Here is a 13438-nt window from a genome sequence, read left to right as displayed (position 1 = left end):
TAGTACAAAACAGGACGATACAGTCATTCGAAGATTCGGGGAATTCCTCCCTGCTTCCTGTGAGATCCGTCCCAATTCTTTTTTATTCCACAATCGTTTAAAAAGTATGGAGCTCAGACAGAAAGGAGTAGTACAAATTTATGAAAAGAAAATGGAAAGAGCGGCTGAAAAAGGCAGGCATCCTGCTTCTTTTAGCTGCAGTGCTTGCTCAGACAGCAAACGCTTATGTCTATGCAGGAACAGAAGTAAATACGGCAGAAAGTCAGAGACAAAAAGAAGATACAGAAGCTGAGAAAAATGCAAAATCAGAGAAAAACACAGAAGACGAAAAAAATGCAGAAGATGAAGAGGATACAAAAACAGGAAATGCCGTGGAAACAGAGAAAGATGCAAAAGAAGAAAAAGGCATGGAATCTGAAAAAAAATCAGAAACAGAAAAAAATACAGAAATTATAGAAGGTATCCAAGACAAAAAAGATTCAGAGAGCTTAAAAGATATAGAAACAAGCAAAAATACAGAAGCCGGAGAAGACATGGAATTAGAGGAAAATGCAGAATCCGGAAAAGACACAGGCATGGAAAATAATACAGAATCCAAGGAAGATACAAAGAAAAGTATAGAAGGTACAGCAAAGGAAGCAGTGCAGGAGGCAGCAGAGGAAATTGCGGCTTCACAGCGGCAAAAAGAACAGTATCATTTTCAGGAAGGAAATGTAGAGAGTATTCAGCAATGGATGAAGCTCTATCTGCCAGAGGGTTACAGAGATATTCTTTTGAGAGAAAAAGCCTGGTGGGAAGCTCTCTATGACTATGAACGTGATTTGGCTGAATTCATTCAGTCATCTTTGGTAGAATTGGATCCATATGTATATGGTGGGCAGGACTTGGCCCAGATTCTATCTATATTGGAGCAGGGAGTTTCAGCTGCGGCATTTTTTGAGGGAACTATATTTCAGATATTGGAACTCTCAGATCTGCAGGAATTACAGGCGGACGGCTGGACTCTGGATCAGGTATATGAATTTCTTGCAGCATTTTTAGAAGAAGACATGGAAAGTGAACTCTATAGAAGCTGGCAGGCAGGGATGGAAGACGGTGAGGAGGGGCGTTTTGACAGCCTTCTCAATGCCGCAGAAAAAATTCTGACGGATCTGGGAATGGTGCAAACCTATTCTGCAGCATCCGGCGTGCTGGAGGCAGGAGACAAGGTTGCCAGTCTGTCTGTTTCAGCTACCGGATATTCCGGAACCGGACATGGAACCATCTATAAGCTGACCCTGGGAGGAGAGCCTGCCCTGTGCTTAAGCATGGGAAAATCGGCCCGAAACGGATACAAATATTTTGCAGAAGATGGTTCCTATGACTCAAAACAAGGGGGGATCGGCTATCTGATAAGCTATGCGTCTCTGTCCGGCAAGTATTACGCAGTAGTTCAGATAGCAGCTTGGCTGTACCTTAAATCTTCCTCTCTTTCTCAAAATCAGGTTATCAGCCGTGCAGTGTCCATGCTCAATACTTCTTCTGACGAGGCTTCCAATATGGCGGAGATGGTATGGGATTACTATCAGGGAGCATGTCATCACTCCAACACATATTATGCGTATCACTCGGCTAACAGCAGCGCCCAGACAGCAGGTGTCCGCAGTAAAGCTTCCGCAAGCATTTATCAGCCGGGGACCGGCGGAGGCGGAGAAGAGCCGGACATTCCGGAAGTCCCAAAGGTTGAACCGGAATTCTCTTCCATAGAAGATTCCATTGCCGTATCCTATGGAGTTCAGGTGAAAAAGACAGATTGGCAGACCAAAGTGGGATTGGCAGGCTGCGTGATCGACATTTTTGAAAATGGGGAAAAGGCTGCTTCGGTTACTACAGATATCAATGGAGAAGCTTCTTGGAGCACCAGCAAATCTGCATCCTATCGTGCAAGCTATTGCAGCAACTATGACGAATTGACGCCGGAGCAGCAGGCGGAAATTGACGGCCACACCTCTATGCGCAAAGCTCAGGCAGAGATTGACGCCCAAAAGGAAGCATTTGCCGCAGTAAGCTATACCTATAGCATCCGGGAGGTAACGGCCCCCGCTGGTTATGTGTGGCAGGCCAACGAAGCTTCCAGAGCCGTATCGGGAAATGGAACAGCCGATTTCCATCTGACCAACGAGCGCACACTGGGGAGCGTGGAACTGGTCAAATATGACACAGAAACTGAGAGCGGCATTGCCCAGGGAGATGCGGACCTGAAAGGAGCTGTGTATGGAATCTATGCAGCAGAAAATATTATTCACGGGGATCGAAAAACAGGAATTCTGTTCCGCAAGGATGCACTGGTAGCCAGGGCCACTGTAGGCCGCTCGCCTAAACAGGACAAAGACGGCTATATTCTGAACACAGACGGAAGCCGTCATATAGCCAATCCGTCAGGAACCATTGCCTATGTGGAGACGCCGGGGAAGACGGCTTTCGGAGATCTGGAGCTGGGAAGCTACTATATTCGTGAGCTTACACCCCCTGAAGGCTATATGCTGGATGAGGCTCGTTATCCGGCCGCCTTTACCTACAAAAATCAGATGACCAGAGTAGAGGTTCGGAATGAACAGGCAAAGGATGCGGATAATCAGCTGACAGCGGATAATCAAAGCAGCTCCCACACCATCTATTCCGGCGATTATGTAATGAAACAGGGAATTCAGATTTTAAAGACCTCAGATAACGGATATCAGACAGAACTCTCAAATATGGCCGGAGCAGGATTTTCCGTCTACCGAATCCGGGAGCTCTCCAAAGTGAAGGATGGAACCCTTGCTGCCGTAAATGGTATCTGGGGCAGCGACGATATTTCTTCCTTTTGGGAATATGATTTTACAAATGAACCAAAAGCTGTGGTCTACAAGCGCTCAGGTCAGGAGCAATGGACAGCAGGGGACAGGAAATGGCTTGTGTCCGCAGGGGGCGTCAACCGCTATCAGGTGGCAGAGATGTTCACGGATAAAGAAGGACATATTGAGACACCGGAGCTGCCCTACGGAACCTATGTGATTGCAGAGACTACCACACCGGAGGGACATGTGATGGCAAAGCCTTTTATCGTTCATATTTCTCAGGATGGAGGCGTCCTTTACACAGACACCCGAAAACAGACAGTGGAAAAAACCTATACGTCTGCAGAAGGAATTCGCTACGGTGATCACAAAAATACAAAGGATCGGGAAGGAAGAATTCTTCAAAAGCCGCGGATGATCAACAATCGGATAACCACTGCTTATCTGCGGATTGTGAAGGCAGATGAAGAATTTTTGGTACAGCCGGGAGCTTACATAAAGGCGGATGAAATGGTGCGGGGAACTGTTTTGAAGGAGGGCGCCGAGTATCGCCTTCGGTGTCTCACCAAGGAGGCCAGCTTGGACAGCTTAAAAGCTCTCAATTGGAAAATGGATTCGGAAGGATATCTGAGCTTTTATAATCTCAGTGAAAAAGTTCTGACCGGAACAGAGGAATATCCTTTTACTACATCCTTTTTGAAAGAAGCAGGCAAAGTTACGGACTGTTATATTACCCTGCCCCGAGAACTGCCTGTGGGAACCTATGAGCTTACAGAATTGACAGCCCCTGAGGGGTACGTGGTTAATGGAAGGGAGCAGGCAGTAAAGGATACAAGTACAGAGGGACAAAATGGCTATGAGCTTGTGGGGACTTCCAGGGAAAGGACTATTTTTGCTATTGAAAATGGATCGGTATATCCGGACGGGCAGATGGGAGTGAGCAAATACGCCATCTGTGATGCCTATGGTAATCTTACGGTGACCGTTTTGCAGAAAAATCAGGAGCAGAAGGGAATCATTGAGATCTATAAGCATGGAGAGCAGCTGGCAGGTACAGGGGAGGATACAAAAACTCTTCTGGACAAGCTGGTATCAGAGCCTTTCCGCTATCTAAAGCTGGAGGATATTGCCATGCATAAGGATGTAACTTTTTCTTATGAGGATGCGCCTGTTGAGGGTGCGGGCTTTCAGATTGTGGCGGCAGAGGATATCTACAGCCAGGAAATAGATTTGAAACTGCTTAAGGAATACGGGATAGATCCGGAACCCTACCGCATTTGGAAAAAGGGTGATGTGGCAGCAGAGGTAACGACAGACCGAAATGGATACGCTTATGCTTCCGGGCTGTATATTGGGAAATATAAGATTCGGGAGACTGTTGCAGGATCTGGTTTTGTGCTGAATACTGCAGAAGAGGAGTTTGCCATTACACCTCAGAGGCAGACAGTCAGCTTCGATATCAAACATGCTGATTATAAAAATGAGCGTCAGCGGTTAAAGATCAAGGTGGTAAAAAAGGATCGGGATTCCGGAAAATGTTTGCAGGGAGCCATCTGCGGCCTTTATGCAGGGGAGGATATCTATACTGGAATTGTGTACAGTGAGGAAAAAAATGCCTGGATTCTTCGGGAGGAACCAGTTCTGCTGTTTCCGGAAGGAACTTTGATTGCTGCATGCATAACAGATCTTGATGGGAATGGAGTATTTGATGAAGATCTGCCTCTTGGCCGCTATGAAGTTCGAGAATTGGAAGCGCCTGTCGGTTATCTTCAATCAGAAGAGGTTTTGTCGGTAGACGGAAGCTATGAAAGCGAAAAGGGCGGTCAGAAGACAGATATACAGGAACATGTGGTAGTTTTGGAAAACCAGATTACGAGAGTGCGTTTTCGGAAGCTGGATCTGACGGATGGACAGGAACTGGCAGGAGCCCTGCTGGAAGTATGGGAGCTGCCTTTTGCGGAAAAAGATTTTTTTGCTGCATCGGAAGGTGAACGAGAACAAAAACCGGATTTAGAGCCGGGTACAGAGGTTATCAAAGACTCCTGGATCTCTACGGGGCCGGCCAGAATGATCCATATGACAGAAGGACTGCAGCTGGGGCGGGTCTACGCATTTCGGGAGGCAGAGCCGGCGCCTGGGTATGTGACAGCAGAGGATGTTCATTTCCGGCTGGAACAGGCCCGGGATACAGAAGGGAAGCTGTTAGATGCAATAGAGATCTATTTGGTGGATTCTCAGGAAGAGGAGCAGCAGAATGATACGGATATTTCAATAACAGCAGATGAAGAAGGATCGGGCTCAAAACCGGAGGGACAGGAAGTGCAGATACCGGAGAAGGAAGATAGAGAGACTGAAGAAACGGATAAGAGAACGGAGGATGAGAATGCAGAGCCTGTCAAAATAGAGGTTGTGGAAATGGAGGATGATGTGACAAAGGTTCAGATCAGCAAGAAGGATATTACAACAAGAGAGGAGCTTCCGGGAGCACTGTTAGAGCTTTATGATGAGAATCAAGTTTTGGTAGAAACCTGGGTGAGTACCAATACTCCTCATTATATAGAGCGGCTTCCGATTGGAACCTATCGGCTGGTAGAGAAGGAAGCGCCTTCTGGGTATGGTTATGCAGAGGATGTGATTTTCCAAATTCTGGATACGGATGAGGTTCAGACAGTGGAGATGCTGGATGATTTTCCAAAAGAAGATGAACCGGAAACTCCAAAGGAAACACCCGGCAGGCCAGTGGAAGAAAGTAATCATTCAGGAGGCGGCTCTGGAAATCACGAGCCGGAAGCTTTGCCTTGGGAGGTGGGCGCTCCAAAGCTTGGCGATGGCAGCAGGCTCGAAACGTATCTTTTCGTTTTTTTACTTCTGTTAGCAGTAATCACTGCTGGAATTTTCCGATATAGAGCGAATGAGGATGAATAAGGAAATACATTTGCTCCCGGCTTGTAAAGTCAGGAGGTTTATGGTAGTATAGGTGCAGGAAATGTGTAAAGTTTTGGAAAGCAATATACAAAAGAAAACGGCTGGATAGCAGAGAGGAACGGCATGGGAAGTCAACTGGACAAAGTGATTATGAGTCTCAGCGGAGATGATTTGTGGAAAATGTTGGAACGGCACCAGAGAAAAACTTTTTATACAGCAAAAAATCTTCCTTTTACCTACGAGATACGTGGGGGAGAGATGTTCGTGGATCGCAGATCCAAATCCATCACCAAGGCCACTTTTTGCCGGGCTTTGGAGCGGATCAAAGAGGCTCCGGAGAAGATCACAGGTCCCAAGTCCCTGAATGTCTTTGGCGCACCGTATATTTTCGCACTTTTGCGGAGCCTGTCTGAGAAGCTGTCAGAGAATTAAAAAAATGTTTGAAGCATATAGATATTTGTGATATACTATATCCAAATCCTAACACATATCCCTTCGGGGTGGATGAACTTCGTTCAATAAGGTATAAAGAGGTGATTGTTATGGATATTGCAGCATTATCATCTTCCATGTCGTACAGCCGGTTGCAAATGAATGTAGGCTATGCTGTGGCAGCAAAGGCTATGGATCAGGTGGAACAGACCAGTGCAGAACTGCTGGAGATGTTAGAGGCAGCTATTCCATCGGATCTGGGGCAGCATATCGACATACGCGCATAGGACAGAGAGAAAGAGGTCAGGGGCTTTACCTTGACTTCTTTTTTTATAAAAGTGCATTCATATCATTGACAAGGCAACCGTGTTCAGAATATGATAATACAATGAGTGTTAACGATGTAGTCAAATGGACATGCCAGCATGTCCGCTTGGCTCGTTGCCCGCAGAAATAAATGCTATTGAGAAGAATTGGGAGTGGATAGTGGAAAAACCATTTGATGAAGATGAGGATGAGATGCGCCGCCGGATGCGGCGAATGAAAAGAAGGCAGGCGATAAGGCGCAGAAAAAGAAGACAGGCCCTGATGCGCCGGATTATGAAAACCGGAATTGCATTTGTTATGATGGGGCTTCTGCTGTTAGTGATGAGAACAGTATGGAGAAAGATAAATCCGGAACGAAAGGCTGCGGCAAATATCGGGCAGGAGTTTTTAGCAAAGACAGGTAAGAAGGAGCAGAGAAACGGTCTGTGGGCTCTGGGGCAGAATATTTTGGAAGATAATGGACAAAAGGAACCGGAGGACGGTGAAAAAGTGCAGCAGCTCTTTCAGTATGAAGCCACAGAGGATACGCATGCCTTGGGAGAGGAGGAGATTACCAGCAGCTATGCCGTTTTTGTGGATACGGAGAATGACACGATTCTGGCGTCCAGAGATGCTTTCAGCCGTATGGTCCCGGCGTCAATGACCAAGGTGCTGACAGCTCTGATTGCGGCGGAGCATGTTGAGAATTGGGACGACAAGTTTACAATCACCATTGACATTACGGATTACAGCTTCCAAAACCACTGCAGCAATGCCGGCTTTGACAGAGATGAGACTGTCACCATACGGGATCTGATATACGGGGCGATATTGCCCTCCGGGGCCGATGCGTCGTTAGGATTGGCCGTCTATGTGGCAGGCTCCCAGGAGGCGTTTGTGGAGCTGATGAATGAGAAGCTTGAGGAACTGGGATTGTCTGAGACGTCGCATTTTACGAATTGTGTAGGAATCTATGATGTCAATCATTACACTACGGCTTATGATATGGCAGTAATTATGGAGGCTGCTATCCAAAATGAGATGTGCAGAGAGGTATTTTCAACCCGCATCTACACCACCTCCGTCACCGAACAGCATCCGGAGGGGATAGAGATGTCCAATTGGTTTGTGCGGCGCATAGAGGACAAGGAGACCAATGGGATCATGGTCTATGGAAAGACCGGTTATGTGGATGAGTCGGGAAGCTGCGCAGTAAGCTTCGGGACCAATGAGAACGGCAGAACTTATATCTGTGTGACGGCCAATTCGGGCAGTAAATGGTGGTGCATCGACGATCATGCAAAGCTGTATCTGGAGCTTACGGAATAGTAGGGCAATATCTATTGCCGAAAGCAGGCTTTTTCTATGCTTTGTATTCTGAAGAGGTTGTCTTATAGGGGCAGCCGAATTACCACAGACCGGCACACATCCTTCAAAAGCTCAAATTCTATAGTCCCCTGGTGAGCCTCCAGAATCTGCTTTACAATGCGAAGCCCCATGACGTGGGGAAGGGAGCCGTTCTTGTCCACGGCTTCGGTGCGATACAGGGCTTTTACTACCTGGACCGGAATGCCCCTTCCGGTGTCAGAAAAAGTAAGCCCCAGAGAATTCCCTTTTAGCTTTCCCCGGATTTGGATGTGACAGCCTTCAGGGTTATGGCGGATGCTGTTGTCGGTCAGATTGCGGAAGGCCCGAAGCAGAAGGTCCGGATCGCCTTTTAAGGTAATCCCTTCCAGGCCGGAATCCAACGCAAGTTCCAGGGACCACTCTTCCTCCAGACCATGGTTATAGTAGGAGGCAATCAGACTGCGGAGCAGGGCCGCAGGGGTGTAAGTTTTTATTTGTAAGGGATAGGAATCGTACTCCAGGCGGGAGGTGAGATTCAGATCCGCAATCAGACGTTTGATGAGAAGGCTGTTTTCCCGAATGGAGACAGCCTCTTTTCGTTCCTCGTCATCCAAATGGGGGCTTTCTGCAAGACTGTCGCTAAAGCCGAGTATGAGGGACAGAGGGGTGCGGATGTCATGGGAAACGCCTGCGATCCAGTTAGTTCTTGCATTGTCACGCTTTTCCAGGGCTTTTCGCTGGAAAATGAGGGTGGCGGAAGCCTCGTTAAGCTTTCCTGCCAGACCGCCTACAATGCCTTGCTCGGCCAGGCCGAGAGCCTTATCCTCGGTTAGCTGCTCGATTCCGTTTACCAGAGGCTTTAGGGAGGTGTAAAAGCGCTGTCCAAAGAGGATGGCAAAGGTGAAAATCAGTAGCAGGTTGGTGAGCAGAACCAGCAGCAGGTAGGAGGGGATAGCATTGAGAAAGCCTTCCTGGAATTCAAGCGAATATTTCCACATGGAATGGCGGGGAGCGGCCGTCACAAAGAGACCGTCCGGGCGTGTGTAGACCTTTACGGGATAGTCCTGTAGGTACCACCGTGTGAAGGAGGCTACCTGGGTGAGAGAGTAGGAGAGGGGGATCTCGTCCGGAAGGTTCCGGCTCCAGATGACCTGCCCCTCCTGGTTAATCAGCATGGCAAAGGCCAGATTTTCATCGATCTGTTTTTCGGCGGCTTCCGTAAGTACGTATTGTCCATGCTCCAGGGTCAGTTGATCGGACAGGGCATCGATTCGGGAGGACTGGTAATCTTTTGCCGCTTTGTATCCGAATTGGTTTAGGAGAAAGAGAAATATAAGCATTAGATTGAGCATAAAAATAAGGATGCTTATGAAGGAAGCAGTGAGAATGTAACGGCGGTATATTTTGAGAAGATCCTTCATGGGGTGTCCTTTCTGTGTTTCTTTGTTCCAAAGGTATTTTTGGGGCTTTATAATTGGAAAAGCATTCTGTGCAATTGTCCCGGCTATGCCAGCCGGTAGCCGATGCCCCTGGCGGTAAGAAGCCATTTGGGATGGGAAGGGTCCTCTTCAAGCTTTTCACGGAGACGCCGTATGTGGACCATCAGTGTATTTTCATAAGTGTAGTAGCCGTCGCCCCATACGGCGTCGCAGAGGGCGTCAAAGGTTACGATCCGGCCTCGGTTCTCCCAGAGCTTTTTTAAAATGAGCAGTTCCTTGGCGGTAAGAGCCGTTTCTCCTTGGTTGGTTTCAACGGTTCCACGATCAAAATGGACGGTGCGTGGTCCAAGGTTCAGGCTTTGGGCTTCAGGCAGGGCAGAGCGGCCGGATAGGTAGGTTCTGCGGATGATGGCACTGATTCTTAAAATGAGTTCCTTGGGCAGAAAGGGCTTGGTCAGATAGTCGTCCGCACCAAGGCCCAGACCTAAGAGGCGGTCGTTGTCCTCATCACGGGCGGAGAGAAAGAGGATGGGAATATCCGCCTTTGCACGTATTTCCTGGAATAAGGAGAAGCCATTTCCGTCAGGAAGCATGACATCCAGGATGATGAGATCCGGCAGTGCGTCTGCGAGGGCTTCTCTGGCTTTACGGCAGCAGGAAGCGGTGGTTAGATTGGCAAAGCCTTCCTTGGTCAGCATATGGGTCAGCATGGAAAGGAGTTCTTGGTTGTCGTCTATTAATAGGATTTTGCATTCGTATATGTGGGTCATAGGGGCCTCCTGGTTTTTTGTGATTATCCTCCCTGTTATATTGTAGTGTCGTATTTTTTCAACCTAATTATAAAACAAAACTGGAGAGATTTCCGTCTTTTTTGAAAAAATTAAGGTAAATGTAAGGCATACGTCATCGCCATGTAAGGTGGAGGACGTATGCTTTTTTTAGATTACGGAACTTCAAACAGTAATGCCGCTTTCGGTGCACAAATCGATTTACAGACACATGCTGCTGTGGCTGGAAATTGATTTAGGTAAGGGTGTACAGGAAGGGGGATTACGGAACTTTAATGGGAGGAACATATGGAATATATGGTTGAAACAAAGGGCTTGACGAAGCAATACGGCAGCAAGGAGGTGGTGAAGGATGTGGACTTAAAGGTTCCAAAAGCTCACGTCTACGGTTTTATGGGGCCCAACGGAGCCGGAAAAAGCACCACTCTTAAGATGCTTCTGGGTCTGATTCAAATCAGCGCCGGCCAGGTTACCATTGGCGGCGAGACTGTTAATCGGAAAAACCGCATTGCCATCCTAAAGGAGATTGGCTCTCTCATTGAGTCGCCCTCCTACTACGGTCATCTCACCGGACGGGAGAATCTGGAGATTGTGCGGACTTTAAAGAGGGTGCCGGAACAGGAGATTACCCAGGTTCTAAAGCTGGTACGGATGGAGGAGCAGCAGAACAAAAAGGTACGGGAGTATTCCCTTGGCATGAAGCAGCGTCTTGGCCTGGCCGAAGCGCTTCTCGGCCGGCCGGATCTGCTGATTCTCGACGAACCGACAAATGGTCTCGATCCGGCAGGCATCCAGGAAATCCGTGAGCTGATCCGAGAACTTCCGGGGCGCATGGGCATGACAGTACTGGTGTCCAGCCATCTTTTGGGGGAAATGGATCAGATGGCGGATTATGTAGGCATTATTAACCACGGGCATCTGATTTTTCAGGATAGGCTGGAGGCCCTTCATGAACACAGCAGAGGAAGCTTGCGGTTGTGTGTGATGAATCAGTCTGTAGCCCTGGAAATATTAAAAAGCGAGGGCATTTCCTGCAATATACAGGAGGGAGCTCTGGAGCTTCCAAGGCTTGCGGATGATGCTGCGGCAAGGCTTATCGCTCTTCTCTGCGAGGGCGGAGCCGGAGTTTATCGGGCGGAGGAAAAGCAGAAGAGCCTGGAGGAAATTTTCTTAAGTCTCACAGGAAGGAGGGGAAGTCTCTGATGCTGCGCGAATGGAAAACCGAATGGCTGAAGGTACGGCGCAGGAGAATTGGACTGGTACCAGCAGCATTTCTCCTGTTTACCTTTCTCTGGCTCTCCTGGGCAGTCCAAAGCGCCCATATGGAATCATCGAAGGATAGCTGGATGTGGCTGCTTATGTGCCTTAGCCTTATTGATACCATATTGATGCCAACCATGATCGCCATGATTGCCAGCCGCCTTTGCGATGTGGAACTGAAAGGAAATACATGGAAGCTTCTGTGTACGATGGAGCGAAAAGGCCGTCTCTTTGATATGAAACTTTTGACAGGAGCCGTATATGTGGGCGGCTATGTGGCGGCGGAGCTTGTGATGATGTTTGCCTTTGCAGGGCTTCACGGCTTTGCGGGAGGGATGACGCTGCGGCATCTGGTGTGTTTTCTTTTACAGTGCGGTCTTGTAAGCCTTGGAGTGCTGCTGGTGCAGATGCTTTTGTCACTCTTTAGTACCAATCAGATCTTTCCGCTGGCGGTGGGACTGGCAGGTTCTTTTCTGGGGCTGTTTAGCTGGTTTCTGTCTTCGCCCCTCTGGAGGCCAGTGTTGTGGGCTTACTATAATCTTCTGGTATATATCGGCCAGGACTGGGATCAGGGCAGCCGGATTGTAAGCTATTATGAAAGACCGCTGGACTGGTCGGCGGTGATTACTCTGCTGGTTGCGCTTCCTTTGGGATATATCCTGGGAAGACAGTTGTTTATCCGCCGCACGCCGGGATGTGGATGAGGGGGCTTACGGAACTGGAAATCAGTAAGCTCCCGTGCAGTGCCAGAAGAATTTACAGACACATGAATATGTGGCTGTAAATTCTTCTATATAAGGGGCACTGTTAGGGGGCTTACGGAACTGGAATAGTCCAGCTAAGAAATGTCAAGTGTTTTAAGAAATATTTTATGCTGGACGGTAAAGTCGCAAAGGCACACGAGAGGAACTTTCATGAGTGCCCTTTCGAATGAAAGTTTCTCTCGTTACAGGTGTGCCGAAGTGACTTTACCCTTTAGTACCGTTGCGTAGCAACTTAAGATAGGAGGAATTTTTCTATGCTGAGAGCATGTATTAAAACGGAGCGGATGAAGCTTAGGCACGCCCACCTGTGGCTTGTGTTTTTTGCAATCCCGCTGCTTCCGACCGTACTGGGTGCGGCGAATTATCTAAACAATATAAGTATGCTAAAATCTGAGTGGTACTCTCTGTGGACGCAGCACTCTTTGTTCTATGCCAATTTTTTCTATGGGCCGTTGATTGCCATTTACTGCTCCTATATCTGGAGAGTGGAGCATCTCAATTATAACTGGAACAGTCTGATGACCATGCCGGTGGCGGAAGGGGATATCTTTCTGGCTAAGCTATTATTGGCTTTGCGCTGTACGGTGACACTTCAGCTCTGGGTGGGTGTGCTGTTTTCCATATCCGGAAAGCTTGTGGGACTGCCGGGGCTTCCGCCGGCGGAAATCCTGTTCTGGCTTCTTCGGGGAAGCTTAGGGGGTATGGTGATTGCGGCTTTGCAGCTTCTGCTATCGATGATGATCCGAAGCTTTGCGGTTCCCATTGCCATTGCCCTTCTTGGGAGCGTGGCCGGCTTTCTTTTGAATAATAAGGGATTTGGAATGATTTGGCCTTATTCTCTGATGATGATGGGCATGAATGCCAACAAGGATACAAATGTACTTTCCAGTCCGGCCGGATTTGCGGCGGCATTGAGTGTGTTTCTTGTGCTGTTTGTCAGTATGGGGATCTGGTACTTGAGGCACAAAGATGTGCATGCATAGAGCCAAAAGGGCAGAAATACCTATGATTGTTTTTCATTGCGAAGCCCCTCGTTTTTTGCTATCATAGGTTTAGCAGAAACAGGTTGACTTTTGACGAAGAATTGGAGGAACTTTGCTATGAAATGTTTATTTTCTTACGCAGACAAATACCTGCAAAAAAGCAGCTGGAAGGATCTTGCGCTGATTAAGCTCTGTCTTTTTGCTATGGGAATTATGGCAGGCATAAGGATACCGGAAAAGAACAGGAGGGCGGCAGGCTGGGCCGCATACTTTGTATTTCTAGTTACTTACCTTCCGCTGATGTCAAAATTTCTTTGTATTGTGACGGAAAAGGACGACTGATATGGGATTATCACAGGGTAATCGGTGAAATAA

10 protein-coding genes are annotated in these 13438 nt (G+C 48.0%); 8 read left to right on the top strand and 2 right to left on the bottom strand.

The window, feature by feature from the left end:
- Positions 1–140: 140 nt before the first annotated feature.
- The 4 genes from VSQ61_RS02400 to VSQ61_RS02385 all read left to right on the top strand — a co-directional run bounded on the left by VSQ61_RS02400 (position 141) and on the right by VSQ61_RS02385 (position 7811).
- Complete coding sequence (locus VSQ61_RS02400; RefSeq protein ID WP_334342832.1) at positions 141–5744, top strand: MSCRAMM family protein; 5604 nt, start codon at positions 141–143, stop codon at positions 5742–5744.
- Positions 5745–5867: 123 nt separating this feature from the next.
- Entirely contained in the window at positions 5868–6176 is a 309-nt protein-coding gene (locus VSQ61_RS02395; RefSeq protein ID WP_334342831.1) for a hypothetical protein, read from the top strand.
- Positions 6177–6286: 110 nt separating this feature from the next.
- Positions 6287–6463, top strand: coding sequence for a YjfB family protein (locus tag VSQ61_RS02390; protein ID WP_334342830.1), 177 nt, complete (start codon positions 6287–6289; stop codon positions 6461–6463).
- A 199-nt stretch (positions 6464–6662) separates the two neighbouring features.
- Positions 6663–7811, top strand: coding sequence for a D-alanyl-D-alanine carboxypeptidase family protein (locus tag VSQ61_RS02385; protein WP_334342829.1), 1149 nt, complete (start codon positions 6663–6665; stop codon positions 7809–7811).
- A 62-nt stretch (positions 7812–7873) separates the two neighbouring features.
- Here the strand turns inward: VSQ61_RS02385 and VSQ61_RS02380 are convergent, their stop codons facing one another.
- The gene (locus VSQ61_RS02380) at positions 7874–9250 is read right to left on the bottom strand and encodes a sensor histidine kinase (RefSeq protein WP_334342828.1); all 1377 of its coding nucleotides are present in this window, start codon (positions 9248–9250) and stop codon (positions 7874–7876) included.
- A gap of 83 nt (positions 9251–9333) precedes the next feature.
- Positions 9334–10038: a response regulator transcription factor gene (locus tag VSQ61_RS02375; RefSeq protein ID WP_334342827.1), complete on the bottom strand. Its 705-nt coding sequence runs from the start codon at positions 10036–10038 to the stop codon at positions 9334–9336.
- A gap of 306 nt (positions 10039–10344) precedes the next feature.
- Between VSQ61_RS02375 and VSQ61_RS02370 the strand changes: the two genes are divergently transcribed.
- From VSQ61_RS02370 to VSQ61_RS02355, 4 genes are all read left to right on the top strand, one after another.
- On the top strand, positions 10345–11259 hold the full coding sequence (locus VSQ61_RS02370) for an ABC transporter ATP-binding protein (protein ID WP_334342826.1): 915 nt from the start codon (positions 10345–10347) through the stop codon (positions 11257–11259).
- Entirely contained in the window at positions 11259–12020 is a 762-nt protein-coding gene (locus tag VSQ61_RS02365; protein WP_334342825.1) for an ABC transporter permease, read from the top strand. Before VSQ61_RS02370 ends, VSQ61_RS02365 begins: the two co-directional genes overlap by 1 nt.
- Before the next feature lie 314 nt (positions 12021–12334).
- On the top strand, positions 12335–13063 hold the full coding sequence (locus tag VSQ61_RS02360) for an ABC transporter permease (protein WP_334342824.1): 729 nt from the start codon (positions 12335–12337) through the stop codon (positions 13061–13063).
- A gap of 117 nt (positions 13064–13180) precedes the next feature.
- Positions 13181–13405, top strand: a complete 225-nt coding sequence (locus tag VSQ61_RS02355) for a permease of phosphate ABC transporter (protein ID WP_334342823.1) — start codon at positions 13181–13183, stop codon at positions 13403–13405.
- Positions 13406–13438 lie beyond the last annotated feature (33 nt).

This window comes from Candidatus Merdisoma sp. JLR.KK006 (assembly GCF_036941035.1).
Lineage (GTDB): Bacteria > Bacillota > Clostridia > Lachnospirales > Lachnospiraceae > Laedolimicola.
The sequence above is the reverse complement of the archived record's forward strand: the minus strand, read 5'-3'. Positions and strand labels throughout refer to the sequence as shown.